This is a genomic window from Micromonospora sp. R311, assembly GCF_056780015.1.
The window spans coordinates 15,982-41,231 of sequence record NZ_JBSWCE010000024.1; the positions used below are offsets into that span (position 1 = coordinate 15,982).

22 protein-coding genes, 1 pseudogene and 1 riboswitch are annotated in these 25,250 nt (G+C 75.5%); of the genes and pseudogenes, 13 read left to right on the forward strand and 10 right to left on the reverse strand.

The window, feature by feature from the left end; all coding sequences use genetic code 11:
• Window positions 1-32 precede the first annotated feature (32 nt).
• Both AC1WTP_RS20730 and AC1WTP_RS20735 read right to left on the reverse strand, forming a co-directional pair.
• Entirely contained in the window at window positions 33-1,670 is a 1,638-nt protein-coding gene (locus AC1WTP_RS20730; RefSeq protein WP_481650918.1) for an MFS transporter, read from the reverse strand.
• A complete protein-coding gene (locus AC1WTP_RS20735; RefSeq protein WP_481650919.1) occupies window positions 1,664-1,801 on the reverse strand; it encodes a hypothetical protein in 138 nt (45 codons plus the stop codon). The genes AC1WTP_RS20730 and AC1WTP_RS20735 overlap by 7 nt, the downstream gene beginning before the upstream one ends.
• A gap of 162 nt (window positions 1,802-1,963) precedes the next feature.
• Here AC1WTP_RS20735 and AC1WTP_RS20740 point away from each other — a divergent pair, with 162 nt between their 5' ends.
• Window positions 1,964-2,605, forward strand: a complete 642-nt coding sequence (locus tag AC1WTP_RS20740; protein WP_481650920.1) for a lipoprotein — start codon at window positions 1,964-1,966, stop codon at window positions 2,603-2,605.
• 4 nt (window positions 2,606-2,609) lie between these two features.
• Here AC1WTP_RS20740 and AC1WTP_RS20745 read toward each other — a convergent pair whose 3' ends face one another.
• Entirely contained in the window at window positions 2,610-4,340 is a 1,731-nt protein-coding gene (locus AC1WTP_RS20745; protein ID WP_481650921.1) for a glycoside hydrolase family 3 protein, read from the reverse strand.
• A 97-nt stretch (window positions 4,341-4,437) separates the two neighbouring features.
• Window positions 4,438-4,929, reverse strand: a complete 492-nt coding sequence (locus AC1WTP_RS20750; RefSeq protein ID WP_481650922.1) for a DUF3145 domain-containing protein — start codon at window positions 4,927-4,929, stop codon at window positions 4,438-4,440.
• A 309-nt stretch (window positions 4,930-5,238) separates the two neighbouring features.
• On the opposite strand from AC1WTP_RS20750, the gene AC1WTP_RS20755 reads away from it, so the two are divergent.
• Window positions 5,239-5,568: a hypothetical protein gene (locus tag AC1WTP_RS20755; protein ID WP_481650923.1), complete on the forward strand. Its 330-nt coding sequence runs from the start codon at window positions 5,239-5,241 to the stop codon at window positions 5,566-5,568.
• A 138-nt stretch (window positions 5,569-5,706) separates the two neighbouring features.
• Here AC1WTP_RS20755 and AC1WTP_RS20760 read toward each other — a convergent pair whose 3' ends face one another.
• Window positions 5,707-6,378, reverse strand: a complete 672-nt coding sequence (locus AC1WTP_RS20760) for a carbonic anhydrase (RefSeq protein ID WP_481650924.1) — start codon at window positions 6,376-6,378, stop codon at window positions 5,707-5,709.
• Window positions 6,379-6,525: 147 nt separating this feature from the next.
• On the opposite strand from AC1WTP_RS20760, the gene AC1WTP_RS20765 reads away from it, so the two are divergent.
• From AC1WTP_RS20765 to AC1WTP_RS20785, 5 genes are all read left to right on the forward strand, one after another.
• Window positions 6,526-7,452, forward strand: a complete 927-nt coding sequence (locus tag AC1WTP_RS20765) for an alpha/beta fold hydrolase (protein ID WP_481650925.1) — start codon at window positions 6,526-6,528, stop codon at window positions 7,450-7,452.
• Between the two features lie 142 nt (window positions 7,453-7,594).
• Window positions 7,595-9,712, forward strand: a complete 2,118-nt coding sequence (locus tag AC1WTP_RS20770; protein WP_481650926.1) for a HelD family protein — start codon at window positions 7,595-7,597, stop codon at window positions 9,710-9,712.
• A 109-nt stretch (window positions 9,713-9,821) separates the two neighbouring features.
• Window positions 9,822-10,739: a cation diffusion facilitator family transporter gene (locus tag AC1WTP_RS20775; RefSeq protein ID WP_481650927.1), complete on the forward strand. Its 918-nt coding sequence runs from the start codon at window positions 9,822-9,824 to the stop codon at window positions 10,737-10,739.
• Between the two features lie 153 nt (window positions 10,740-10,892).
• A riboswitch (cyclic di-AMP (ydaO/yuaA leader) is annotated at window positions 10,893-11,024 on the forward strand.
• Between the two features lie 13 nt (window positions 11,025-11,037).
• Window positions 11,038-12,099: a coiled-coil domain-containing protein gene (locus tag AC1WTP_RS20780; RefSeq protein WP_481651001.1), complete on the forward strand. Its 1,062-nt coding sequence runs from the start codon at window positions 11,038-11,040 to the stop codon at window positions 12,097-12,099.
• 149 nt (window positions 12,100-12,248) lie between these two features.
• Window positions 12,249-12,758 (forward strand): hypothetical protein, encoded by a 510-nt coding sequence (locus AC1WTP_RS20785; protein WP_481650928.1) that lies wholly within the window; start codon window positions 12,249-12,251, stop codon window positions 12,756-12,758.
• 26 nt (window positions 12,759-12,784) lie between these two features.
• On the opposite strand, the gene AC1WTP_RS20790 is transcribed toward AC1WTP_RS20785, so the two are convergent.
• On the reverse strand, window positions 12,785-13,252 hold the full coding sequence (locus tag AC1WTP_RS20790; protein ID WP_481650929.1) for an SRPBCC family protein: 468 nt from the start codon (window positions 13,250-13,252) through the stop codon (window positions 12,785-12,787).
• 180 nt (window positions 13,253-13,432) lie between these two features.
• On the opposite strand from AC1WTP_RS20790, the gene AC1WTP_RS20795 reads away from it, so the two are divergent.
• Together AC1WTP_RS20795 and surE are read left to right on the forward strand one after the other, a co-directional pair.
• Complete coding sequence (locus AC1WTP_RS20795; protein WP_481650930.1) at window positions 13,433-14,410, forward strand: 1-phosphofructokinase family hexose kinase; 978 nt, start codon at window positions 13,433-13,435, stop codon at window positions 14,408-14,410.
• Window positions 14,407-15,243 (forward strand): 5'/3'-nucleotidase SurE, encoded by an 837-nt coding sequence (gene surE / locus AC1WTP_RS20800; protein ID WP_481650931.1) that lies wholly within the window; start codon window positions 14,407-14,409, stop codon window positions 15,241-15,243. Before AC1WTP_RS20795 ends, surE begins: the two co-directional genes overlap by 4 nt.
• Before the next feature lie 130 nt (window positions 15,244-15,373).
• Here surE and AC1WTP_RS20805 read toward each other — a convergent pair whose 3' ends face one another.
• Entirely contained in the window at window positions 15,374-15,736 is a 363-nt protein-coding gene (locus AC1WTP_RS20805) for an STAS domain-containing protein (protein ID WP_447136833.1), read from the reverse strand.
• Window positions 15,737-16,102: 366 nt separating this feature from the next.
• Here AC1WTP_RS20805 and AC1WTP_RS20810 point away from each other — a divergent pair, with 366 nt between their 5' ends.
• Window positions 16,103-16,249, forward strand: coding sequence for a hypothetical protein (locus AC1WTP_RS20810; protein WP_481650932.1), 147 nt, complete (start codon window positions 16,103-16,105; stop codon window positions 16,247-16,249).
• A gap of 155 nt (window positions 16,250-16,404) precedes the next feature.
• The gene (locus AC1WTP_RS20815) at window positions 16,405-16,806 is read left to right on the forward strand and encodes a hypothetical protein (RefSeq protein WP_481650933.1); all 402 of its coding nucleotides are present in this window, start codon (window positions 16,405-16,407) and stop codon (window positions 16,804-16,806) included.
• 115 nt (window positions 16,807-16,921) lie between these two features.
• Here AC1WTP_RS20815 and AC1WTP_RS20820 read toward each other — a convergent pair whose 3' ends face one another.
• Together AC1WTP_RS20820 and AC1WTP_RS20825 are read right to left on the reverse strand one after the other, a co-directional pair.
• Window positions 16,922-17,560, reverse strand: a complete 639-nt coding sequence (locus AC1WTP_RS20820; RefSeq protein ID WP_481650934.1) for a maleylpyruvate isomerase N-terminal domain-containing protein — start codon at window positions 17,558-17,560, stop codon at window positions 16,922-16,924.
• 143 nt (window positions 17,561-17,703) lie between these two features.
• Window positions 17,704-20,403 carry a cellulose binding domain-containing protein gene (locus AC1WTP_RS20825; protein WP_481650935.1) on the reverse strand — a complete coding sequence of 900 codons (2,700 nt, stop codon included), beginning with the start codon at window positions 20,401-20,403 and terminating at the stop codon, window positions 17,704-17,706.
• Between the two features lie 305 nt (window positions 20,404-20,708).
• Between AC1WTP_RS20825 and AC1WTP_RS20830 the strand changes: the two genes are divergently transcribed.
• Entirely contained in the window at window positions 20,709-21,395 is a 687-nt protein-coding gene (locus AC1WTP_RS20830; RefSeq protein WP_481650936.1) for a BON domain-containing protein, read from the forward strand.
• A 187-nt stretch (window positions 21,396-21,582) separates the two neighbouring features.
• A complete protein-coding gene (locus AC1WTP_RS20835; RefSeq protein ID WP_481650937.1) occupies window positions 21,583-22,131 on the forward strand; it encodes a DsbA family protein in 549 nt (182 codons plus the stop codon).
• Window positions 22,132-22,214: 83 nt separating this feature from the next.
• Here AC1WTP_RS20835 and AC1WTP_RS20840 read toward each other — a convergent pair.
• A pseudogene (locus tag AC1WTP_RS20840) lies at window positions 22,215-25,135 on the reverse strand (winged helix-turn-helix domain-containing protein).
• Window positions 25,136-25,250 lie beyond the last annotated feature (115 nt).

The window sequence follows — 25,250 nt, forward strand, 5'->3', positions numbered from 1 at the left end:
GGTCACCCTCGCGGGTGGGGCCCGGCCCGCGCTCAGGACACCTCCCGGTTGTCGCTCATCGCCGGGCCGGCGGCGGCCGGCAGCAGGTGGTGCACCTCGGGTGGGCCTTCGGCGAGTTCCTGGGCGCGGGTCTCGGCTTCCTGGTCGGCACCGGTCAGCCGGCCCCCGTGCTGGCGCAGGTGCTCGTCCCAGGACGGCACCAGATAGACCTCGGCGATGCGGTCGTGCGACTCGCCCTCGCGGAACAGCCCCCACCGCATCGCGCCGGTGCGCTGCCGCGAACCGCGGACCGGGTCCATCGCCCGGATGAACTCCCGCTGCCGCTCCGGCCGGACGGTGTAGGTCACCACCACCAGCACCGGGCCCACCCGGGGGTCCGGTTCGTGGGCGAGTTCCAGCGGCGGCAGGTAGGTGGTGGGGTCCTTCGTCACCCCACGCAGCTCGGGAAGCGGCCAGACCTGGCTGGTCACCGCGCCCAGCAGCATCAGCACACCGGCCGCGACGAGCGCGCCGACCAGGCCGCCGAGGTCGGCCACCAGGCCCCAGACGAACGCGCCGACGGCCTGCCCGCCCCCTTGCACCACCTGGAAGACGGCCAGGCCGCGAGCCCGTACCCAGCCGGGCAGGAAGAGCTGGATCTCGGCGTTGACGTTGGCGAGCACCGTCACCCAGGCGAACCCGGCCGGCAGCAGGGCGACGAGCACCACCGGCAGCACCTGGACCGACGCCACCACGATCAGCGTGGCGCCGTAGACGGCCCCGGCCACCAGCAGGAACTGGTTCGCCGACATCCGGGTACGGACCCACGACAGCAGCAGGCCACCGACGATCGCGCCGACGCCGAGGGCGGCCAGCAGCAGGCCGTACCCGCTGGCGTCCAGGCCGAGCCGCCGGTTGGCCACCACCGGCAGCAACGCCCACAGCGCGCTGGCCGGCACCACGAAGACCAGGGCCCGCCGCAGCAGCCGGCGGACGACGGGCGAGTGCCGCACGTACCGGCCGCCGGCGCGCAGCGCGGCGGTGAACCGCTCCGGCACCTCGACGGCCCGGGCGTTGGCCGGCCGCCACCGCGCCAGCGTGAGCGCGCAGACCAGGAAGGCCACGGCGTTGAGGGCGAAGACCGGGGCGGCGCCCACCCGGGCGATCAGGACGCCGGCCGCGGCGGGCCCGACCGCCCGGGCCACGTTGAAGCTGATCGCCCCGAGCGCGGACGCCGCCCGCAACTGCTCGCGCGGCACCAGCTCGGGAATCACCGCCGCCCAGGCCGGCAGGGTGAGCGCCTGCCCCACCCCGAAGGCGAAGGTCAGGGTGAGCAGCAACGCCGGCGGCATCCGGTCGGTCGCGGTGAGCAGCGTCAGCGCCACGGCCACCGCGACCAGGAACAGCTGCACCGAGATCAGCAGGTGCCGGCGGTCCAGGGCGTCGGCGAGCGCGCCGGCCGGCAACGCCAGCAGCAGCACCGGCAGCAGGCCGGCCGTCTGCACCAGGGCGACCAACGTCGAGGCGTTCGACTCGTGGATCAGCAGCCACTGCGCGCCGACCGTCTGCATCCAGGTGCCGATGTTGGCGCCGAGCAACGCGAACCAGAGGCTGCGGTAGGCCGCGGTGCGCAGCGGCGTCCACGCCGAGACGCTCGGCTCGGCGGCGGTCCCGCCGCCGACCGTCACCATCGCCCGTCCGCACACAGCACGCGCTCGCCGGAGACGGCCACCCGGTGGTCGTGGTCGTCGGCGAGCAGCCGGGCCGTCGAGAGTCCCAGCCCGCTGGTGCCACCGACCACCACGAAGGTCCTGGGGCCCATGTCCCTCCAGCCGACGGCACGCACGCACGGATCACCGAGGGGCTCGGCCTTCCCGTTTTCCCGGATTCCACACCTTTCGGGCGGGACGCGAACCGGTTTGACGCCGCGCGCCCGGGCCGCTTTGATGGGCCGGCTCGAGATCATCGACGGGGAATGGACACCATGGAACGACGTAACCGTGCCGCCGTGCTGGCGGTGCTCATGATCGGCCTGCTCGCCGGCTGCGGCGACGACGAGGAGCGGCCGTCGGCCGCCGGCTCGCCGTCGGCGTCACCGAGCGCCACCGCCTCGCCGGTGGTCCCCGGGCCGCCCTGGCACGACGAGGTCGCCGCCGCCCCGGCCGGCACCACCGTCGGCAGGAAGGGGACGCCCTGCGCGCTGCCGATCACCTTCTCGCTGCCGGCGAGGTGGAAGGTCGAGGCCGTGAAGGGCTCGGCCGAGTTCGGCGAGCCAACCGTCGGCAAGGCCACGCTGCTGTGCGAGCTCAACTCCCGGCCGGCCGGCGACATCGGGTTCCTGCGGGTGTGGCGCGTCAACGGGGTTGCCGGCGGCGCCGAGGAGCACCTGAAGCACTTCGTCGGCGCGTACTCGCCGAAGGCGACGGGCGTGGAGTACCGGCGCCTGCGGGCCGGCACGCTGGACGCCGTCGAGGCGAGCTACACCGAGGACGGCGACCTGGACCGGGCCGTCGCGTTGGCATCCCTCTACGGCCCGATCGTGCTGAGCCTGGACGCCCCGGACCCGGAGGACCTGCTGCCGGCGTACCAGCTGGTGAAGCAGTCGGCGCGGATCAACCGCGACTGACCGGTCAGGTGCCGCAGGTGGTGGCGGGCAGGCCGGGCACCGGCACCGGGGACCGGCCGCCCGGCCGCTCCTTGCCGGCCAGCACCCCGGCGAGCGCGGTCATCGACGCCCGGCTGGACGAGTAGGTGGCCAGCAGCGTCGGCGACTTCGCGCTTCCCAGCACGTACGGGGTGTCCATGGCGACCGTGACGGCGGCGTCGGCGCGCAGGTCGCCGGCGCCGTCGCCGTAGCCGACCAGGTGCACCACCGTCCCGCCGGTCGGCACCACCTTCATCCCGGCCGCGGTCAGCGCCTCGCTGAGCGCCGCCCGGGTGTGGTCCCGGCCGCCGGAGGAGGTGACGGTCACCGGGCCGCGGACGGCACCTCCGCAGGGGCCGCGCAGCACGGTGACCGCCGCCGCGGCCAGCCGCTGCGCCGCCTCCAGGTGCGCCGGGGCGGCCAGCGTGGACAGCTCCGGCGCAGGGCGGTCGGCCAGCTTGAACTTCATGGTCAGCACCCGGGTGACCGCCTCGACCAGCCGGGCCCGGGGCAGCGAACCGTTGCGGAGCGCGCCGAGCAGCCCGTCGTACGCCTGGCCGACGTGCGGCGGCATCAGGATCAGGTCGTTGCCGGCGAGCAGCGCCCGCACCGCGGCCTCCCCCGGCGACCAGCGCTTGGCCGGCGCCATGTTCATCCCGTCGGTGATCACCACGCCCTGGAAGCCGAGCTGACCGCGGAGCACGTCGGTGAGCAGTGTCCGCGAGAAGGTGGCCGGCGTGCCCGGGTCGACCGAGCGCACGTCCAGGTGGGCGGACATCACGGCCATCGCGCCCGCCTCGATGCCGGCGGTGAACGGCGGCCACGCCCCGGCGGCCAGCGCCGCCCGGGACTGGCTCAGCGCCGGCAGGTCCTTGTGCGAGTCGGCGGCGCTGTGGCCGTGCCCGGGGAAGTGCTTGACGGTGGCCGCCACGCCCGCGCCCTGCAGGCCGCGCACCGCGCCGCCGACCTGCGCCGCCGCCCGCTTCGGATCGGCGCCGAACGACCGGGAGCCGATCACCGTGCTGCGGGTGGCGAGCACGTCGGCGACCGGGGCGAAGTCCAGGTTGACGCCCATCGCGGCGAGTTCGCTGCCGGCGGCCCGCCAGGCGGCCTCGGTCAGCGCCGGGTCGCCGGCCGCGCCGGCGGCCAGCGCGCTGGGCAGCAGGGTGACCCCGTCGGTGATCCGGGTGACCACGCCGTACTCCTGGTCGGTGCCGATCAGGAACGGCGCCGCGCCGGTGGGCAGCTCGCCGGCGGCGGCGCGCAGCCCGGTGGTCAGCTCGCGGACCTGCCGCGGGTTGTCGACGTTGGTGGTCTCCTGGTTGCCGCTGGTCGGGTCGTCGGCGCTGAAGCCGACCAGGATCAGCCCGCCGAGGCGGTACTTCGCGATCATCTCGGCCGGGGTGTCCACCCCGGCCAGCGCCCGGTTGCCGGCCGCCGAACCGGGCGAGACCTTCGTCGCGGCGTCCCCGTACGCGTAGGGCATCAGCACCTGGCCGACGAGGTCCTCGTCGGCGAGCGTGCCGACCAGGGCGGCCGCCCGGGCGGCCGGGTCGCCGGCGGGGACGGTGGCGGGTGCCGCCGCCGGCGAGGAGCCGCTCGCCGCCGGTGTGGGGCGCGGGCGCTCCGGCTTGTCGGCACAGCCGGAGAGGAGCAGTGCGGTCAGTGCGGCGAGCGCGACGCCGGCACGTCGCGGAGATATCGACACGCGAGCCATCCCACCAGTTCGACGCTTATCGGGGCAACCCGACCCTACGCGCGCCGACCGGCTGGCCGCCGCCACGCGGCGGCGGGGCCCGGCCCGCGAGCGGCGCTCAGCCGACCCGGGTGAGCAGGGTCACCGGCGCGCCGTCCCCGGCGTACCGGTAGGGCTCCAGTTCGGCGTCCCAGGCGGTGCCGACGGCCTTGTCGAGCGCGTGCGCCAGCGCCTCCGGCGCCCGCGCGCCGGCCATGATGCTGCGCAGCCGGTCCTCGCCGAGCTGGATGTCGCCGGCCGCGCCGACCGTGGCCCGGAACAGTCCCCGGCCCGGCACGTACATGAAGCGCTCGCCGTCGGCACCGGGACTCGGTTCCTCGGTCACCTCGAAACGGATCATGGGCCACTGCCGGAGGGCAGCAGCCAGCTCGGCGCCCGTCCCCGGACGACCGGTCCACCCGCACTCGGCCCGGCGGGCGCCGGGATCGACGGGCTGAGCCGTCCACTGCAGGTTGACCGGCGCGGCAAGGACGCGCGCGATCGCCCACTCGACGTGTGAGCACACGGCGAGCGGGGTCGAGTGGACGTATACGACGCCACGCGTTGGCACGGTGACCTCCCGGAGTGCGAGGTGCGTCTTCCCCTACGACCTCGCCGTTCCGAGTGGCTACTGGAACACATGATGACTGGTGTGACGGATGGTGCGCCAGGGAATCGGAAAATTCGCCGCCGGAATAGCCGGACGGGTGACCGAGGTTGAGCCTCACGAACGCGATGACCAGCCAGGGATCGTGGTCGTGTACAGTTCCATCGGCGGCCTGTGCCGCGCACATCTTCGCGGGCCGAGGCTCCTTCCGGGCATCACCCGCACAGCCCCCGGACGTTTCGTCCTCCCGTACGTCTTGCAAGGAGTACCTCCGTGGCGAGCAACACCTCTAAGACCGCGCGCGCGTCCGTCCGGGCCGGCCAGGCTGGCCAGGGTGGCGCCCTCAGCGTGCTGGGCGAGTTCAAGTACGTCATCCCGCTCAACGGCGGCAAGCACGCCTACGTGCGGAACCTGACCAACGGCAAGACCGCGCACCTGCGCACCGACTCCGAGGCCTTCATCGAGGAGATCCGGGTGCTGGCCGCCGCCGGTCACGCCGCCAAGATCCGGGCCGAGCTGAACAGCCTCAACGCCGCGCACCCGGGCGACGGCTGGGACGCCACCGAGAAGCGCCTCGTCGAGGCCGGCGTCTTCGAGGGCTGAGCCCTCCCCCGAGCACCAACCGGAACCGCCCGTCGGGATCACCCGACGGGCGGTTCCGCGTCTCACCCCTCGGGGCGGCCTCGTTGATCATGAGGTTGGCGGCGGTGTCGAACTCGGAAACCGCCGCCAACCTCATGATCAAGCGGGTGGTGCGGCGGGGTCGGGGGCAACGGGGGTCACCTCGCCGGTGGAGAGGTCGTAGAGGGCGCCGACCACGTCGACCCGGCCGGCGGCGACCGGGGCGGCCAGCAGGTCGTCGGCGCGCAGCGCGGCCACCGTGCGGAGCACGTGCCGGCGGATCGCCATCGGGTGCGCGCCCGGGCCCTCGGCACCCACCTCGCGTACCGCGGGGGCGATCTGGTCGACCAGGTGGGCCAGCGAGCCGCCCGGCCGCCGCCCGCCGCGCACCGCGTCGAGGGCCGCGGCGACCGCCCCGCACCGCTCGTGCCCGAGCACCATCACCAGCGGTACGCCCAGCTCGCCGACCACGTACTCGATCGAGCCCAGCACCGCGCGGTCCAGCACGTGCCCGCCGGTGCGGATCACACAGATCGAGCCGAAGGTCTGGTCGAAGATCGCCTCCAGCGGCACCCGCGAGTCGATGCAGCCCAGCACCACCGCGTACGGCTGCTGGTCGCCCGAGGCGCTGGCCGCGGCGGCGGTCACGTCGTGCCCGTGGATCGGCTGGCCGCTGACGAACCGCCGGTTCCCGGCGAGCAGCTCGGCCAGCGCGGCGCGGGGAGTGCCGCCCGCCAGGCGCCCGTCCGGCCGGCCCGGCCCGGCGCCGCCCCCGGCCGGCGTTGACCACATGCCCCCAGCTTGCTCGGGCGGGCCGCCCGGCGGTGCCGGGTCGCGAATCTTCTCACCACCACGGTTGGCGTGGTGTCATGGCGGGTAGCCGGTGTTACCACCGGGTATCCCCGGTGTTGCGGATCCGTCCGGCCCGGGGAGGTGGCGATGCCGGAGCAGCTGGAGGTACACCTGCCCGACGACGTACGCCTGCACGTGGAGGTCACCGGGCCGGCCGACGCCGAGCTCACCGTGGTGCTCCTGCACGGCTGGACGCTGGACGGGCGCGCCTGGCACCGGCAGCTCGCCGCGCTGCGCGACGCGGTCGCCGAGCCGGTGCGGGTGGTCACCTACGACGCCCGCGGGCACGGCCGGTCCAGCTGCATGGCGCTGCCCACGGCCACCCTGGCCCAGCTCGGCGACGACCTGGCCGCGGTGCTGGACGAGGTCACCCCGGCCGGCCGGGTGGTGCTGGTCGGGCACTCGATGGGCGGCATGACGATCATGGAGTACGCCCACCGGCACCCGGCGCACTTCGCCGCCCGCACCGCCGGGCTGGTCTTCGTCTCCACCACCGCCGAGGGGCACACACACACCGTCTACGGCCTTTCCCCCCGGATCGCCCGGCTGATCCGGCTGGCCGAGACCACCGGGGCCGGCGTGCTGGCCCGCTGCGGGTCCTGGCGGGCGCCCCGGGCGCTGCTGCGCGCGCTGCGCCCCAGCATCCGCTGGATGCTCTTCGGCGACCGCTGCGACCCGTCCGACATCCGCCTGGTCACCTCGGCGGTGGCGCGGGCCTCGCTGCGCTCGATCGGCGGCTTCCGCGCCTCGATCGGGGCGCAGCACCGGCTGGAGACCCTCGCCGCGCTCGGCGACCTGCCGGCCGCCGCGCTGGTGGGCGACCGGGACCGGCTCACCCCGCCGCCGTGCGCCGAGTCGATCGCCGCGGCGCTGCCCGCCACCGAGCTGACCGTCTGCCCCGGCGCCGGCCACATGCTGATGATGGAACGGCCCGAGGAGGTCAACGCCGCCCTGGTCGGGGTACTCCGTCAGGTCACCGGCCGGCCGGCGGCACCGGCGGGCCAGGTCGGCTGAGCCCGGCCGGGGTCACCGGGGTCACGGATCGCGCCGGCCTCCGCCGCCGGTCGCGGCGCTGCCGTACCCTCACCCGGTCAGCCCCGGCGCGCGGCCCCGCGCCCGTCGCGGCCGCCCCACCGCCGTCGGAGGAGTTCGAGCGTTGACCGACCAGACCACCCTGGAACAGGAGATCGCCGTCGAACAGCGGCATCTCGACCGGGTGTACGCCCGACTGGCCGAGCTGCGCCGGTCCGCGGTCCGCGCCGAACAGGAGGGGTACCGGCTCGCCCGGGTGGGCAACTTCGGCGCGCTGGTCGAACGGGACGCGATGGTCTTCCACGCCGCGCAGCGCCGGCACGTCCTGGACGCCGAGCACGAGGGACTGGTCTTCGGCCGGCTCGACCTGCGCGACCGGCAGGTGCTGCACGTCGGGCGGCTCGGCATCCGGGACGAGAACGCCGCCACGCTGGTGGTCGACTGGCGGGCGCCGGCCGCCGCCGCGTTCTACCAGGCCACCCCGGCGCAGCCGCTGAACGTGGTGCGGCGCCGCATGATCCAGTCGTCCGGCGAGCGGGTGACCCGGATCGAGGACGACCTGCTCGATCCGGGCGCCGCGCCGGCCGACCTGGCGGTGGTCGGTGACGGCGCGCTGCTCGCCACGCTCTCCAAGGCCACCGGCCGGGGGATGCGCGACATCGTGGCCACCATCCAGCGGGAGCAGGACGAGGCGATCCGCTCCCCCGGCTCCGGGGTGACCGTGGTCTCCGGCGGTCCCGGCACCGGCAAGACGGCGGTCGCCCTGCACCGCGCCGCGTACCTGCTCTACTCCGACCGCAGCCGGTACGCCGGCGGCGGGATCCTGGTGGTCGGCCCGTCCACGGTCTTCGTGGAGTACATCGCCTCGGTGCTGCCGTCGCTCGGCGAGGACACCGCCACCCTGCGCTCGCTGGGCAGTCTCTTCCCCGGGATGGCCACCACCCGCACCGACCCGCCGGAGGTGGCGGCGGTGAAGGGCTCGCTGCGGATGCGCCGGGTGCTGGAGCGGGCGGTCCGGGACGCGGTGCCGGACGGCCCGGGCGAGCTGCGGCTGCTCTACCGGGGCGAACTGCTCCGGCTGGAGCGCGCCGAGCTGGACGCGATCCGGGACCGCGCGCTGCCCCGGGGCGCCCGCCGCAACGAGGTGCGCCGGGCCGGTTTCGACGGCATCTTCGCCGCGCTCTGGGCGCAGGCCCGGCGGCTGCACATCGGCCGGCTGCCCGAACAGCGCGCCTTCGAGGACGAGCTGGCCGACCGCCCCGAGTTCCGGGAGTTCCTCAAGGCCTGGTGGCCCCGGCTGCACCCGCGGCACGTGCTCGGCTGGCTGGCCGAGGAGGAACGGCTGCGCCGGTACGCCGGTGGCATCCTCTCCGGCCGCGAGATCCGGCTGCTGACGGCCGCGTACCGGACGCTGGAGACCGAGGGGTTGACCGTCGCCGACGTCGCGCTCCTGGACGAGCTGGACGCGCTGCTCGGCAAGCCGGTTCGCCCGGCCCGGGCCAAGCGGGACCCGTTCCAGCTGGCCGGCGGGGTCCGCGAGCTGAGCACCTTCGCCGACCGGCAGCGGGCCGCCCGCGAGGCGACCCGGCAGCGCCCGGAGGACTACCGGGAGTACGCCCACGTGGTGGTCGACGAGTCGCAGGACGTCTCGCCGATGCAGTGGCGCATGATCGGCCGGCGCGGCCGGCTGGCGTCCTGGACGGTGGTCGGCGACCCGGCGCAGACCGCGTGGACCGGCGACCCGGAGGAGCTGACCCGGGCCCGGGACCAGGCGCTCGGCCGGCGCAAGCGGCACCAGTTCACGCTCACCACCAACTACCGCAACTCGGCGGAGATCTTCGCGGTGGCGGCGGCCGAGATCCGCCGGCTCTACCCGGACCTGCCGCTGCCCACCGCGGTCCGGTCCACCGGCGTCGACCCGGTCGAGCTGGTGGTGCCGCCGGCGGAGCTGGAGACCGCCGTCCTGGAGGCGGCCTCCGCGCTGCTCGCCGAGGTGGAGGGGACCGTCGGCGTGATCACGCCGGTGCCGCGCCGGGCCGAGGTCGCCGGCTGGCTGGGTGGCCTGGGCGCTCCCCGGCTCCAGGTGGTGACCAGCCTGGAGGCCAAGGGCATGGAGTACGACGGGGTGGTGCTGGTCGCGCCGAGCGAGGTCCGGGCCGATCCGGGGTCCGGGGTACGCACGCTCTACGTGGCGCTCTCCCGGGCGACCCAGCGGCTGACCACCATCGACCCGACCGGCTGAGGGCCGGGGCGGCCCGCCCGCGGGGCGTGCCGGCCCGCCCAACAGTTGCATACATAGCTATGTGAGCATATATTTGACCGGGTCCGGACGGGCGGCGGAGGGTGTTCGCGTGGGGGCAGGTCATGACCACCAGCACGGGTCGGCGGTGCACGCCGCCCACCACCACCGGGGCCGGCTCTGGGCCGCGTTCGGCCTGCTCACCGCGCTGATGGTGGTGGAGGCGGTGGCCGCCTTCCGCACCGGCTCGCTGGCGCTGCTCTCCGACGCCGGGCACATGTTCACCGACGTGCTCGGCATCGGCATGGCCCTCGCCGCAATCACCGCCTCCCGACGCACGGCCGGCGACCCGCAGCGCACCTTCGGGCTCTACCGGCTCGAGGTGCTGGCCGCGCTGGCCAACGCCGTGCTGCTCTCCGGCGTCGCCGTCTACGTGGTGGTAGAGGCGATCCGCCGGTTCGGCCACCCGCCGGAGGTGCTGGCCGGCCCGATGCTGGCGGTGGCCGTCCTCGGCCTGCTCGCCAACGTGGCCGCCTTCGCGCTGCTCCGCTCCGGCGCCCGGGAGAGCATCAACCTGCAGGGGGCGTACCTGGAGGTGCTCGGCGACCTGCTCGGCTCGCTCGGCGTGATCGGGGCGGCGCTGCTGATCGCGCTGACCGACTGGTGGTGGGCCGACCCGCTGGTGGCCGTCGCCATCGGCCTGTTCATCCTGCCCCGCACCTGGCGGCTGGGGCGGGCCGCGCTGCGCATCCTGGTGCAGGCCGCGCCCGAGCACCTCCAGGTCACCGCGGTGCACGACCGGCTGGCCGCGGTGCCCGGCGTGGCCGGCGTCCACGACCTGCACGTCTGGACGCTGACCTCCGGCATGGAGGTGGCCTCGGCGCACCTGACCATGGCGCCCGGCGCGGAGGTCGGCAGGGTGCTCGCGGACGCCCGCGCGGCGCTGCAGCAGGACTTCCGGATCGAGCACGCGACGTTGCAGATCGAGCCGGGTGCGTCCCCTGGGATCTGCGGGTCGGTTGAGTGGTAATGAGCACAACCTTAAATCTGCGTGGGTATTGTTCCCCTATGCCCGATTTTTCGGTGACCACGTGCGCACCGTCAGTCACTTCCGCTGCACTGGTCACACGGGCACCGGTAGGCTCGGCTCCGGCCTCCGCCCGGCGGCACGCACCGGTGCCGGCGGTGGCCGCCGCCTAATCGCCCGCAGGGGCGAGCCGGGGAACCATGTTCCTGGGGTGCATCCGCGTCAGCGGTAGGGATCTTCCGTCCCGAACCCGTCAGCTAACCCGGTCGGCGGCTGACGGAAGGACACGTGTATGCCAGTAGTGGCACCTGTACGACGCACCGCCGCCCGGGTGGCGGCACTGATCGTCATCACCCTCGCGCTCGGCGGCGCCATCGCGCCCGCCGCACCGGCCGGCGCCGCCCCGGCGGCCACCGGCCTGCTCGCCGCCGCACCCGGCCAGGACGAGGAGGGCGGCACCCCCGCCCTGCGCGCCCAGCTGGCGGCGGCCAGCAAGGGCTACCTGGACGCCAAGGCCGCGCTGGACAAGTCGGTCAAGCGGCAACAGCAACTCGGCGTCCAGCTCCAGGCCACCGAGCGCGAGCTGACCGAACGCAGCAGCAAGGTCGGCGAGATCGCCGGTGTGGCGTACCGCACCGGGCGGCTCGGCGTGGCGTCCGCGCTGCTCAACAGCAACTCCCCGGACGGCTTCATGGACCGCGCCGCCGCGCTCGACGCGGTCGCGGCCAACGAGGACCGGGTGCTGCGCGACCTCCAGGAGACCCGTGACGAGGCCAACCGGACCAAGCTCGCCCTGGACGGCGAGATCCGCGAGCAGCGCAAGCAGGTCACCCTGATGGCCAAGCGCAAGGAGCAGGCCGAGCGGGCGCTGACCGTGGCCAACGCGAAGGCCTCCGGCGGGGACACCTCCAACCGGGGCACCTCCACCGCGACGGCCAAGCCGGCCCCGCGCAACTCCGACGGCTCCTGGCCGGCCGAGTCGTGCAGCGTCAACGACCCGACCCCGGCCAACGGCTGCATCACCCCGCGCACCCTGCACGCGCTCAACCAGGCCAAGGCAGCCGGCTTCACCCGGTACGTCTCCTGCTACCGCTCCGGCGGCTCGGGCGAGCACCCGAAGGGCCGGGCCTGCGACTTCGCGGCGCAGAAGAGCGGCTTCGGCGGGGATGCCACCGGCGGGGACAAGACGTACGGCAACAACCTGGCCGCGTTCTTCATCCGGAACTCCGACCGGCTCGCCGTGCTCTACGTGATCTGGTACCGGCAGATCTGGCTGCCCAGCAGCGGGTGGAAGTCCTACAGCGGGGCGGGCGGCGACCCGTCCAGCGACCACACCAACCACGTGCACCTGTCGGTGTACTGACGCCCGGCACCGGTGACCCGCCCCGACGGCGGGTCACCGGGTACGCCGGACGCGGTGCCGGCACGCCCCGGGCTACGCCCCCGGACGTATCGCGGGTGTCGTCGCCGGCCCGACGACCCGAGCCCGGCGCGGCGGCAGCATCGTCGGGTATGAGCCGTCTTCCGCCTCCCGCCCGCAAGGCCCTGCTCACCCTGCACCTGGTCACCTCGCTCGGCTGGCTCGGCGTCGACCTGGTCCTGCTGACGCTCGGCGTCGCCGTGCTGCGCGGCGCCGACCCGGCCGCCGTCTACCCGATCTCCGCGCTGGTCGGCACCGTGCTCTTCGCCCCGCTGAGCGTGGCCGTCTGGCTGGTCGGCGTGGCCAGCGCCCTGCTCACCCCGTGGGGCCTGCTGCGGCACCGCTGGGTGCTGGTCAAGTTCCTGCTCACCACCGTGATGACCGGGCTGGTGCTGTTCGTGCTCACCCCGGCGCTGCGGCACGCCGGGGAGGCCGGCGCGGCGTTCCCGGTGCGGGAACGGATCGACCTGGTGGTCGCCCCGTCCGTGTCGACCAGCCTGCTGATCGTCGCGACCGTGCTCTCCACGTACAAGCCGTGGGGCCGGCTGCGGCGGGCCACCCGCACGGCCGCGCGCCGCCCGACCGCGGCGGCGGCCCGCTGATCCCGGTTGCGGCCCGGCTGCACCGCTCAGCCGACCGGCGGCGGGTCGGCCGGGCCGCGGTCGAGCACCGCGCCCAACCGGGCGGCCAGCCCGAGGTGGGCGGAGCGGGCCTGGCCGAAGGCGTACCGGAACAGCGGCGCCGGCGCGGTCAGGGTGATCTCCACGTCGATCCGGACCCCGTCCGGCTCGGCCCGCAACCGGGTGCGGTTGCGCACGGTCGTGGCCGGCCACTGCCGCGCCATCGTGACGATCTCGTCGGCGGTGGCGACCAGCACGTCCGCCCGGTAGGTGACCGGGAATCGCAGCGGCCCGGCGGCCAGCCGATCGGTGATCGCGTAGCTGGCCCGGGCCCCGGGCCGGGTCCGCAGCCGGCGGACCCGGACGATCAGCGGGTGCAGCTCCGCCTGCCGGGTCGGGTCGGCGAGCAACGCCGCCGCCTCCGCCACCGGGCAGCGGGCCTGGACGGTGTAGCTGAAGGAATCCTGCCTGAGCACGCCGTCTCCCCACCGTCACTGGTCGGACGATCGTCGCCCACGCCGGGTCCGCCTGGCAACGCCCCGACCGGCACCGGCCGGACCGGCGGACGACGGCCGGCGTCGCGGCTACGGTCAGCTGGTGCGGGATCACCCGCCGTGCCGGGCCAGGGAGGACGGAATGATGCCGGGATGCCACCGATGAGCGGCCACGTGATGGTCTTCGCCCCCACGCCCCGGCTGACGGTGACCGTCGACCAGCCGAGCGACCAGCCGGAGCTGCACCTGCACCCGGGCGGGCAGGGGGTCTGGCAGGCCCGGATGGTGATGTCGCTCGGCGTGGACGTGGTGCTCTGCACCGCGCTGGGCGGTGAGATCGGCGAGGTGCTGGAGCCGCTGCTGGTCGGCGAGGGGGTCGACCTCAAGGTGGTGGTCCGCGACTCGGGCAGCGGCGGGTACGTGCACGACCGCCGCGACGGCGCCCGCCGGGAGATCGTGGACGTGCCCGGGCAGCCGCTGAGCCGTCACGAGCTGGACGAGCTCTACAACCTGGCGCTCGGCGAGGGGCTGCGCGCGCCGGTGAGCGTGCTGAGCGGTCCGAACGAGCCGTCGCTGGTGCCGGCCGAGCTCTACCGGCGCTTCGCCGCCGACCTCGGCGCCAACGGCGGCCGGGTGGTGGTCGACCTGGCCGGCGAGCACCTCGCCGCGGTGCTGGACAGCGGCGTGTTCTTCCTGAAGGTCAGCCACGAGGAACTGATCGCCGACGGCCGGGCCGCCGGTGACGAGGAGGAGCAGCTCACCCGGGCGATGTACGACCTGCACGCCGGCGGCGCCGAGAACGTCGTGGTGAGCCGGGCCGACCAGCCCGCCCTCGCCCTGGTCGACGGCGAGGTGTTCGAGGTGGAGATGCCCCGGCTGCAGGCGGCCGACCCGCGCGGCGCCGGCGACTCGATGACCGCCGGGGTGGCCGCCGTGGTGGCCCGGGGCGGCGACGTGCGGACCGCGATCCGTACCGGGGCGGCGGCCGGCGCGCTGAACGTCACCCGGCACGGCCTGGGCACCGGCCGGCTGGACTCGATCACCGGCCTGGTCGACCGGGTGCGGCTGGTGCCGGCGGGCAGCCGGCCGCAGGAGCGGACCACCCCGGACGAACTGGCCGAGCGGGCGACCGAGCGATGACGCTGCGGGTGCTGGTGACCAACGACGACGGGATCGCCGCGCCCGGCATCCAGGCGCTGGCCCGGGCGGCGGTGGACCGGGGGCTGGACGTGGTGGTCGCCGCCCCGCTGGAGGAGGCGAGCGGCACCAGCGCCGCGATGACCGCGGTGGAACGCGAGGGACACGTCGTGGTCCGCGACCATCCGTTGCCGGAGTTGCCCGGGGTGCCGGCCTTCGGGGTCGGCGGCTCGCCCGGGTTCATCGCGCTGATCGCCGTGCACGGCGCGTTCGGGGCGCCGCCGTCGGTGGTGCTCTCCGGCATCAACCGGGGCGCCAACGCCGGCCGCGCCGTGCTGCACTCGGGCACCGTCGGCGCCGCGTTCACCGCCGCCGCGAACGGCTGCCGGGCGATGGCCGTCTCGCTCGACGTGCTCTCCGCCGGGGAGGCGACCGCCGCCAGCGGGGGCGCCGCGGTGGCCGCCGCCGCCCGGGTACGCGACGCCGAGCGGCACTGGGCGACCGCGGCCCGGGTCGCCCTCGACCTGCTCCCCCGGCTGACCGCCGGGCCGGTGGAGAGCGTGCTCAACGTGAACGCACCGGACCTGCCGCACGACCGGCTGCGCGGGGTGCGCCGCGGGTCGCTGGCCAGCTTCGGCCAGGTGCAGATGACGGTGGCCGAGTCCGGGCACGGGTACGTGCGGACGTCGCTGGAGGAGCCGGGGCAGGCGGTGCAGCCCGGCACCGACCTGGCGCTGCTCGCCGACGGGTACGCCTCGGTGACGGCGATCCGCGCGGTCACCGAGGTGACCGACGTGGACCTCGCCGGCCTCGACGACGCCGCGTCGACCACCTGACGTCGTCGTCCGATGCCCTCGCGGGGGCCGGCCGGGTGCCGGCGGCCGACGCTCAGTCGGGGTGCCGGCGGCCGACGCTCAGTCGCGGTGCCGGCGGCCAGCGGTCGGGCCGGGTGCCGGCGCTCGGCGATCAGGCGCCGGGGAGGACCTCCGGGGCGGGAGCGCCCGCGTAGTAGGGCTCCGGAGCGCCGAAGAGGCCGAGCAGGCCGGTGACCCAGAGCTGGCGGTGCACGAACCGGCTGGGCTCGGTGACGACCAGCTTGACGCCACTGACCTCGGCGGTCTGGAAGCCGGCGACCATCGCGCTGATGCCGACCGAGTCGATGAAGGTGACCAGGCGCATGTTGAGCTCGATGCGGGTCGGGTGCCCCTTGGCCAGCACCTCGGCGATCGCCTCACGCACCTCGTACGCGGTGTCGACGTCGATCTCGCCCCGCGGGGCGATCTCGATGACACCACCGGGCAGAACCGACTTCACGATCGACAGGCTCACGCGAGCACCTCCACTCGCCCGTCCGACGGGCGCCTCATCAGTACGCGGGCCGCGACCGAGAGTATTCCTCTCACGGCCTCGGTCGCCACCCCTCGGGATGAGCAATTCGCGGATCCGGACACAGCAAATCGCCCTTATCCGGACTTTTCGTATTCTATTTCCCCAACGATCAGCGCACGACCACGCGTCGCCGTCCCAGGGTAACGGGCCGGCGCCACTCCGGCCGAACGCAATAGTCCCGGGCGTGCCACCCGCGCCGTCGCGGGGATCCCGACCCGCCGGACCGCCCCCGCTTGCGCCCCGGGCCTTGCCCACCGCACCTAGAGTCGGCGGGGAGGTTGGCCACTGCGACGGAGAGGACGATCGATGCTCAGGAGACTTGCCGCGTTGGCCGGGGTCGGCGCGCTGCTGGCCCTCGTACTGGCCTGCGGGTTCGGTGGTGGCGGCGATGACGACGAGGACGACGACGAGGACTTCGCCCGCGGCGCGGCGGCCGTGGTCGTGCTGCGCTGACGGCGCCCGGATCGGGATCCGGCACCCGTCGTCGGCGCGGGTTTGCACCGGCCACGGGCGGGGCACTGGCGGATGAAGGCGAACCGTAACGCGCCGGACAGACGCCGGAGTCCGAAGTGGCCGGCCGACTTCGGCACCCCGAGGAGGTAACCACGATGTTCGGAACCAACCTGCTGGACCGCCGCAGCAAACCGGAGCGGATCGCGGACCATGCCTGGCAGCACCTCGTCTCCGCCGTCAGTTCCGCCGGGGACAGCGTCCGGGACACCGCCCGGTCGGCCCGCCGCGGCTCCGGCCTGACCGACGGCGCCGGCGAACTGGTGGGTTCCGCGGCGGACGAGGCGCGGCGTCGGGCGACCCTCGCCTTCGACGCGCTCGCCGGCCGCCGGCCGGCGCTGCCCTGGTCGCTGCTGATCGCCGCCGCCCTGGCCGGCGCGGCGATCGGCTGGGCCGCCGGCACCGCCGCCCGGGCGGCCGGCAGCCGGGACCGGGCCATGGACGACGTCGAGTTCGTCGACGTGGACCGGCCGAACTCCCCCGTCAATCTGGACGGCTGACCGCCCGCCGGCACGGGCGTCTCACGGGCCCCGGTCGACCACCCGGTCGACCGGGGCCCGCCGCGTGTCCGGGGGTGCCGCCCGCGGCAGACCGGAAGGGGGGCCGGCCGGTGGGTCAGAACGCGGTGATGTCGGCCGGCGCGCGTTCGGCCCGGCTGAGCGCCCGCAGCACCGCCGGCTGCCCGTGCCGGCGTACCGCGAGCCGGGCCAGCAGGGAGAGCACCGGGTCGATCACCTCGGCGGGCAGCTCCGGGGTGGGTACGCCGACGCTGACCGCGAGGTCGTCGGAGTGCACCGCGATCTCCATCAGCCGGGTGGTGAGGTAGTCGTCCAGGGTGAGCGACCAGGGCCCCCGGGCCAGGTGCACCACCCGGTCCGCCGGCTCCGCCGGCAGCGCTGCGGCCAGGTCGCGCAGCGTGCCGGTGGCCCGGTCGACCAGGGCCGCCGGCCCGTCCGCCGCGACGCTCTCGCCGGCCCGCCGGATGCCGACGTTGATCTCGTCGTCCAGCGGCGTCCCGATCCACCTCGCCGGCGCGTAGTGGTCGAGCAGCCCGACCGGCTCGCCCGCGGGCACCGGCTCGGCGAGCACCGTGGTCACCTGGAACAGCTGGCCGGCGAGGTGGCCCGCCAGCCCGCCGACACCGAACTCGGCCAGCGCGCTCGGCTCGTCCCAGCGGGCCGCGACGGCGGGCTCGGCGAGCAGCGCGACGGCCGAACGCGCGGCGTTCAGGTAGGCCGTCCTGATCGAACTCATGGGCCTGTCCCCTTCCCTCGGTTCCGGCCACCGAGCCTATGGCCCGGCCCGCCGGGGCGCCGGACCCCTCAGGCGGCCCCGGCGGACCGGAGTCCGCGCCGCACCCGGGCGGGCGGCCCGCCTCCGGGCCGCCCGCCGCCGGTTCAGCGGCTGGTGCAGGTGACCGTCGCCGGTGGACCGTTGGCGCCGGTCCAGCTGCCGAGGAAGCCGACGGTGGTGCTGGCGCCGGCGCCCAGCCCGCCGTTCCAGCCGGCGTCGCGCACCGCGACCGTCGGCCCGGTCTGGGTGTGCGTACCGCCCCAGAGCTGGGTGATCCGCTGGCCGTCCGGGAACGTCCAGTCCACCGTCCAGCCGGCGATCGGGGCGGTGCCCGGGTTGCGGACCGCCACCTCGCCCTGGAAGCCGCCCGGCCAGGAGCCGGTCACCCGGTAGGCGGCCGAACACCCGCCGGCCGGCGGCGGGCCGGTCGGGGTCGGGGTCGGGCCGGTGGGCGTCGGCGTCGGCCCGGTCGGGGTGGGCGTCGGCCCGGTCGGGGTCGGGGTGGGAGTGCCGCCGAGCCGGTCGGCGACCAGGATGCCGCGGCCGTTGGTGCCGAGGTAGACCCGGCCGTAGACCCGGGGGTCGCCGGTCAGCGCCTCGCCCGCGTTGCCGTACTGGTGCCGGTCGTCGTTGATCCGTACCCAGCTCGCGCCGGTGTCGTCCGAGCGGAAGACGCCGTGCTGGCCGTCGACCGTGCCGAACAGGTACACCGCCGGGTACGTCCGCCCGGGCGCCGCCTTGCCGAAGCCGACGTTGCCCGCGGTGCTCACGGTGCCCAGCCGGGTGAAGCCGGCCCCGGCGTCGGTGGAGCGCCAGAGCCCGCCCTGGCCGGCCAGCCACAGCTCGCCCTCCCGGCCGGGCAGCGCCTTGAACTTCACCGTGCCGGTACCGGGCAGGCCGGTGGCGGCCGAGGCGGTGAAGCTCGCCCCGCCGTCGGTGCTGACGTAGAGCCGGCCACCGCTGAAGCCGTAGAACCTGTTCGGGTTGACCCGGTCGGACTCGATGGTCGCGTTGGCCGGGATGCCGGTCGACGGGGTCCAGGAGGTGCCGAAGCCGACCGAGTGCAGCACCGGCTGGCCGGCGTCGCCCGGGGCCCACACGAAGCGGCTGCCGTCGGCCGCGGCGGCGACCGTGCCGCCGTTGCCGATCCCGGCCGGCTCGGTGCCCTGGAACCAGTTCGCCCCGCCGTCGGTGGAGAACGCCACGTGGCTGTCGTTCGGGCGGTCCGCGTCGGTGAAGTTGCCGGCCCGCACCAGCACGGCCGGCTTCGTCTCGGCGTAGTCCAGGCTGGTGGTGCTGGTGAAGGTGGGCTGGGTGAACATCATCGCCGGCACCGCGTCCAGGTCGGTGTGCCGGAAGCCGCCGATGTCGCCGAGCGCGCTGACCAGCGACGCCCCGGAGGGCGGGCTGACCAGGTCGAGCACCGCGGTCTCCTCCAGGCCCCTGACCATCGGCCGGATGGTGAGCTGGCCGCCGCTGTCCCACCTGGTGAGGTCGGTGCTGCCGTAGATGGTCGCGCCGGTGCCGTACATGAAGCGGTTGCTGTCGTGCGGGTCGATCTCGACCGACTCGTTCATCCAGCCGAGCTTCGGCGTCTCCTCCGGCGGGGCGGGGTTGCTGCCGAAGGTCAGCCACGGCACCGCGCTGACGTCCATGGTGTAGCGCTTGGTCCGGTCGGGATAGCTGCCGAACTCCCAGATCCGGCTCCAGGTGGCGCCGCCGTCGGTGCTGCGCCAGAAGATGGCGTCCGGCCACCAGGAGATCTGCGTGGCGACCATCAGGGTGTTCGGCCGTTGCCGGTCGATGGTGAGGCCGCTGTAGCCGAAGTAGGCGTCGGTGCTGGTGGACGGGACGGGGCTGATCCGGGTCCAGGCGCCGGTGGCCCGGGTGAACTTCCAGACGTCGCCCTTGCCGCCGTCGTACGGGCCGCCGGTGTCGCTGGTGGCGATGTAGAGGAAGCCGCCCACCGGGTCGACGACGCCCTTGTGCGCCAGGTAGCCGGTCGGCTGGCCGGGGATCCGCTCCCAGGTGGCGCCGCCGTCGGTGCTGCGGTAGACCGGGTTCTCCTTGTCCGCCACCCCGACGTAGACGGTCTGCGTGGCGGTGCCGGCCGTACCCGTGCTCTTGTCGAAGCTGACCCAGGTCAGGCCCTGGTTCTGGCCGTTGTAGCCGTTCGGGTCGCTCGGGTCGGCCCGGTAGTTGCCGACGTTGGGGAAGTTGGCCACCCTGGCCCAGGTCGCCCCGAAGTCGGTGCTGCGCCACAGGCCGTTGCCGCCCTCGGCGGCGTAGTAGACGATGCTGTTCCCGTTGGGGTCCACGGCCAGCCGCTCGCCCATGCCGCGGCCGGGCATGTTCCCGCCGTTCTTGAACGGCAGCTCGGTGACCTGCCAGGTGGCGCCCTTGTCGGCCGAGCGCAGGATCGCGCCGTTGTTCGGGTCCCAGTCGTTGGTGTACATGCCCACCGCCGCGTACACCCGGTTGGTCTGCACCGGGTCGGTGGCGACGCTGACCACGCCGTTCCAGCCCCACCTGTCGGCGCCGACCCAGTCCAGCAGCGGGGTCCACGACTGGCTGCCCTGCTCCCAGCGGTACAGCCCGCCGATGTCGGTGCGCGCGTAGATCAGGTTCTTCTCGGTGGGGTTGAAGACGATCCCGGGGACGAAGCCGCCGCCGTCGATCCGGACGTTCTTCCAGCTGTACGCCTCAGCTGCCGGCGCCGAGCCGGCGGCGGTGAACGGCACCGCCACCACGGCCGCGGCGACGGCCAGCGCGGACACCACCGCGCCGGTGAAACTTCTCCGCATCTGCGGTTCCTCTCCAGGTGACGGCCGCGGAGCGCACCGGTGGCGCGCCCGGGACGAGCGACGTGCGGAACACGGAGCTGCCCCTGCTCCGCTGCTCGGCGCGACGGCTCCCGCACCCGAGGAACGCGCTCACCCTAACCGATCCCACCCCTTGTATGGAAGCGCTCCCAGTGCGCCCTGCCCGCGCCGGGGGCCGACCGCCCGCTCCCGGGTCGCCCGGGCCGGGTGAGGGGGTCTCATCCCCGGCGGCGGCAGGATCGGGGACGGCGTGACGTACGCAGCCGCATTCCGGGGAGGAGTGACAGATGGCGATCACCACGATCACCCGTACCGACCAGGACATCCAGTCCGCCGTTCTCGACGAGTTGACCTGGGAGCCCCGGGTACAGCCGCACGAGATCGGCGTGACCGTCTCCGAGGGCGTGGTCACGCTCACCGGCCGGGTGGACAGCTACGCCAAGAAGTGGGCCGCCGAGCGGGCGGCGCACCGGGTCACCCGGGTCCGCGCGGTCGCCAACGACCTGATGGTGCAGATCGGCACCGGCGCCGAGCGGGCCGATCCGGACCTCGCCGCGGCGGCCGGCCACGCGCTGGAGTGGGACGCCTTCGTGCCGCTCGACAGGCTCGACGTCACCGTCTCCAGCGGCTGGGTGACCCTGCACGGCGAGGTGGAGTGGGAGTATCAGCGCCGGGCCGCCGAACGCGCGGTCGCCCGGCTCACCGGCGTACGCGGGGTCAGCAACGGGATCACCGTCCGCCCGGACGTCCGGCCGGACGGGCACGTGCTGGCCGAGCGGATCGTCGACGCGCTGGCCCGCAACCGGGCGACCGAGGCGGAGCGGATCACCGTCCGGGTGCACGGCGACACGGTGCTGCTCGGCGGGCTGGTCCACTCCATCCCCGAACGCGCCGAGGTGGAGCGGATCGTCTGGTCGGCGCCGGGCATCCGGGAGGTGCAGAACCGGATCGCGGTGGCCCCCGTGCTGGGCTGAACCGGCCGGCGCGCCACCCGGGTCCCGCGGGCCGACGCCGGGGGCTCCGCCGGCCGGCGGGAACCACCCGCCCCGGGTGAGCCGCCCTCACCCGCCCAGCGGCGAGCGTGGGAGCCATGACTGAGCCGAACGGGCTGATCCGACCCGGGCGCGGCGCGTCCGGGTCCGCCGGCGATCGGGGGGTCGGATGACCACGCCACTCCAGGTCACCGCCCGGCTGCGCACCCCGGTGACCGAGCACGACCACGTCCGTGGACCGGTGGACGCACCGGTGACCATCGTCGAGTACGCCGACTTCCAGTGCCGGTTCTGCGGAGCCGCGTACCGGAACCTGGCCGACCTGCTCCGCCAGCGGGCGGACACGGTCCGGCTGGTCTACCGGCACTTTCCCATCGCCAACATGCACCCGTACGCGGAGAGCGCCGCCGAGGCGACCGAGGCGGCCGGCCGGCGCGGGCAGTTCTGGGCCATGCACGACTGGCTCTACGAGCACCAGGACCAGCTCGACCCGGTGCACCTGTCACTCGGCATCGAGCAGCTCGGCCTGCCGACCGACGAGGTCCGCGCCGAGGTGGAGCGGCAGGCGCACGGCGACCGGGTGCGGGCGGACTTCGTCAGCGGCATCCGCAGCGGTGTCAACGCCACGCCCACCCTCTTCGTCAACGAGGTCCGCCACGACGGCGGCTACGACCTCGCCGACCTGCTCGCGGCCGTCGACGCGGCCGCCAACCCCTGAGCCACTCCCCTCCCGCCGACCGGGAGCTCCGCGTCACCGGCAACCCTCCGGCCGACGCGGAGCTCCCGGTCGACGTGGCCTGGTCAGATCAGGCGGAGTTCGCGGGCGCGGCGCACCGCCTCGCGGCGGCGGGTCGCGTCGAGCTTGCGGTAGATGTTGCGGACGTGGGTCTTCACCGTGTTGACCGACAGGGACAGCTCGCTGGCGATCTCCACGTTGGACAGGATGCTCTGCAGGTAGCGCAGGATGGTCAGCTCCCGCTCGGTCAGCGGCTCGTCCAGGCTCGCCGCGGCCGGTTCGGCCGGTGCCCGCCCGGCCGGCTCGTCGGCGCCCCGGACCAGGTCGCTGACCGTCGGCCAGTGCGCGGTGCCGGCGTCGAGGTGGGCGGCGAGCAGGTCCCGCACGCCGGGCTCGGCGCGGGTGAACACCCGCCGGTGGCCGTCCGGCCCGGCCAGGTCGAGCGCCGCCTCCAGGAGCCGGCCGGCCCGCCGCTCGTCCCCGGCCCGTCGGGCCAGCACCGCGTCGAGCACGGCGGCGTCGAGGCGTACCGGCAGCGGCCAGTCGGACGCCTGCGGCGCCTGCCAGTCCGGCAGCAGGTGCCCGGCGGCGCGCGGGTCGTCGGCGCGCAGCTCGACCCGGGCCAGCGCCACGGCCAGCGACGGCACCGGCTCCGCCGGCCCGCGTACCCGGTCGGCCAGCAGTTCGCGGGCGGTGTCCAGGTCACCCCGGTCGCCGCGCAGGTCCGCCTCGGCGGCCAGCAGCCAGTGCGTCAGCTCCGCGGCCCGGGGAAGGTCGGTCAGCCGCTCCCGGGCCTCGACCAGCAGGCGCAGCCCGGCGCCCGGGTCATCGGCGTCCCGCCGCAGGTACGCCCGGCACAGCGCGGCCACCGCCGCCACGGTCGGCTCGTCGGTCGCCGGGGCGGCGAGCCCCAGGTTCGCCTCGGCCTCCTCGGGCTGGTCGCGGTGCAGCGCCACCAGCGCCAGCGCCAGGTACCCGTGTCCGCAGTCCAGCCGGCAGGACCAGCCCTGGCAGGGCGGCAGGGCCAGCGCCGTCCGGGCGGTCTCCTCGGCCGCCCGCAACTCGCCCCGCACCGCGTGCAGCAGCGCCGACCGGCTGGCGCAGACCAACTCGGTGCGCAGCCGTCCCGCCTCCCGGGCCGCCGTCAGCGCCCGCTCGAAGCCGGTCGCGGCCGCCCGTAGGTCCCCCTCGGCCAGGTCCACCAGGCCGAGGGCGGTGTCGGCCACCGCCCGCACGTCGGCGTCCTCGGCGGCGTCGCCCCGGGGTGCCGCGCCGGGCATCCCGGTGTCGGTCCGGGTGGCGAGCAGCCGGGCCGCGGCGGCGCGTACCTCCCGGTGGTCGCCGGCCAGCCGGGCCAGGGCCAGCTCCAGTGCGGCGACCAGGCGCAGGAACCGGTCCCGGCGCGGGGCGGGCAGCGCCGGCGCGTGCTGGGCGGCGAGCCGCAGCCGCTCCGCGGCGGCCGCCGCGTCCCCGGCGTGCGCCCGCTCCGCGGCGCAGGCCAGCGCCAGCTCCGGGTCGCGGGCCACCGCCTCCGCCGGCGGTTCGGCCGGCACCGGCCCGGCCGGGGGTTCCCGGTCGTAGGGGGCCAACTCCGGCCAGCGATCCACGAACAGCTCGGTGGCATGGTCCCAGTCGCGAGCGGCCAGCGCGTGCCGGAGCCCGTCGGCCGGCCGGCCGTTGTCGGCGTACCAGCCGGCCGCCCGGCGGTGCAGGTCCCGCAGCTCGTCGGCGGGTAGCCGGGCCAGTTCGGCGTGCAGCAGGTCGGCCAGCAGCGGGTGGCAGCGGTACCACGGCGGGCGGCTGTCGTCGCGGCGCAGCGGCCCGCCCGCGCCGGCCAGGCCGGCCAGCGTCGGCTCGGTGTCGGCCCGGCCGGTGAGCGCGTCGGCCAGGCCGGCGCAGACCGCGTCCGCCACGGCGGTCCGCCGCAGCACCTCCCGGGCCTCGGGTTCCAGCCCGGCGAGCACCTCCTCATGCAGGTAGCCGGCGACGTCCGGCTGGTCGCCGCCGAACTGCTCCACCCAGCGCGCCGGGTCCGGCTGCCCGCGCAGCGCCAGCGCGGCGAACCGGAGCGCCGCCGGCCAGCCCCCGGTCCGCTCGCGCAGCCGGCGCACCCCGGCCACCGGCAGCGCCACCCCGTGCGCGGTGAGCAGGTCGGCCACCTCGTCGCCGGTGAAGGCCAGCTCGTCCGGGCCGAGCTCGGTCAGCTCCCCGGCCAGGCGCCACCGGTGCACGGCCAGCGGCACCCCGGCCCGCGCCCCGACCACCAGGCGCAGCCGCTCCCCGGCGTGGCGGAGCAGGAACTCCAGCCCGGTCAGCGCGGCCGGGTCGGCGATCCGGTGCAGGTCGTCCACCACCAGCAGCACCGGCCGGTCCCGGGCGGCGAGCGCCGCGGCCAGCAGTTCGAGCTGGTCGGGGCGGGGCGGCCGGTCGGGCACCGGGGGTTCCGGCTCGTCGGCCGGGCCGGTGGCCGCGCGCAGCGCCGCCGCCAGGTAGGACCAGAGGCGGTCGCCGTCGTCGCCGGACTCCACCGACACCCACGCCGCCCGGGGCGGTTCCCCGTCCGGCTCGCCGTCCCCCGCCGCGCCGAAGTCCCCCGGCGGCGCGCCCGGCGGCAGCGTCTCCCGGGCCCCCTCGGCCGCCGCGGTCACCGGACCGCCCTCCGCCCGGTCCGGGCCGGCGTCACCGGCCGCCCGGCACCACGAGGCGAGCAGCGTGGTCTTGCCCCAGCCGGCCGGCGCGGAGACCAGGGTCACCGGCCCGGCGGTCCCCTCGTCCAGCGCGTGCAGCAGGCGGGGACGCAGCAGCACCGGGTCGGGCAGCGCGGGGGGACGCAGCCGGGACGCCAGCAGCGGCGTCCCGGCCGAGCCCCGCACCGCGGATCCGACCACGGCTCGGCTCTGGTCCTCCGGCATCCGGCCCCACCCCCACGGACGCGTCCACTCCCCCGGTCCTGCGGCGGCCGGTTACCCGGCCGGGGCCGGTTCACCCCTTCCGGGGGAGCCGGCTTCACCCGTCCCCGGCCCATCCTGGGCGTACGCGGGCGGCCGGCCGCGCGTGACCGGCCGCCCGTCACGGATGCGGCGGGAGTGGCCGCGGTGACC

Bases quoted from the DNA above. Each gene is read 5' to 3' on its own strand.
- AC1WTP_RS20820 (WP_481650934.1), bottom strand. From the start codon at position 17,560: ATGAGTTCGATCAGGACGGCCTACCTGAACGCCGCGCGTTCGGCCGTC.
- AC1WTP_RS20810 (WP_481650932.1), top strand. From the start codon at position 16,103: ATGCTCAGGAGACTTGCCGCGTTGGCCGGGGTCGGCGCGCTGCTGGCC.
- AC1WTP_RS20740 (WP_481650920.1), top strand. From the start codon at position 1,964: ATGGAACGACGTAACCGTGCCGCCGTGCTGGCGGTGCTCATGATCGGC.
- AC1WTP_RS20825 (WP_481650935.1), bottom strand. From the start codon at position 20,403: ATGCGGAGAAGTTTCACCGGCGCGGTGGTGTCCGCGCTGGCCGTCGCC.
- AC1WTP_RS20735 (WP_481650919.1), bottom strand. From the start codon at position 1,801: ATGGGCCCCAGGACCTTCGTGGTGGTCGGTGGCACCAGCGGGCTGGGA.
- AC1WTP_RS20745 (WP_481650921.1), bottom strand. From the start codon at position 4,340: ATGGCTCGCGTGTCGATATCTCCGCGACGTGCCGGCGTCGCGCTCGCC.
- AC1WTP_RS20730 (WP_481650918.1), bottom strand. From the start codon at position 1,670: ATGGTGACGGTCGGCGGCGGGACCGCCGCCGAGCCGAGCGTCTCGGCG.
- AC1WTP_RS20835 (WP_481650937.1), top strand. From the start codon at position 21,583: ATGACCACGCCACTCCAGGTCACCGCCCGGCTGCGCACCCCGGTGACC.
- AC1WTP_RS20795 (WP_481650930.1), top strand. From the start codon at position 13,433: ATGAGCGGCCACGTGATGGTCTTCGCCCCCACGCCCCGGCTGACGGTG.
- AC1WTP_RS20785 (WP_481650928.1), top strand. From the start codon at position 12,249: ATGAGCCGTCTTCCGCCTCCCGCCCGCAAGGCCCTGCTCACCCTGCAC.
- AC1WTP_RS20760 (WP_481650924.1), bottom strand. From the start codon at position 6,378: ATGTGGTCAACGCCGGCCGGGGGCGGCGCCGGGCCGGGCCGGCCGGAC.
- AC1WTP_RS20815 (WP_481650933.1), top strand. From the start codon at position 16,405: ATGTTCGGAACCAACCTGCTGGACCGCCGCAGCAAACCGGAGCGGATC.
- AC1WTP_RS20830 (WP_481650936.1), top strand. From the start codon at position 20,709: ATGGCGATCACCACGATCACCCGTACCGACCAGGACATCCAGTCCGCC.
- AC1WTP_RS20765 (WP_481650925.1), top strand. From the start codon at position 6,526: ATGCCGGAGCAGCTGGAGGTACACCTGCCCGACGACGTACGCCTGCAC.
- surE (WP_481650931.1), top strand. From the start codon at position 14,407: ATGACGCTGCGGGTGCTGGTGACCAACGACGACGGGATCGCCGCGCCC.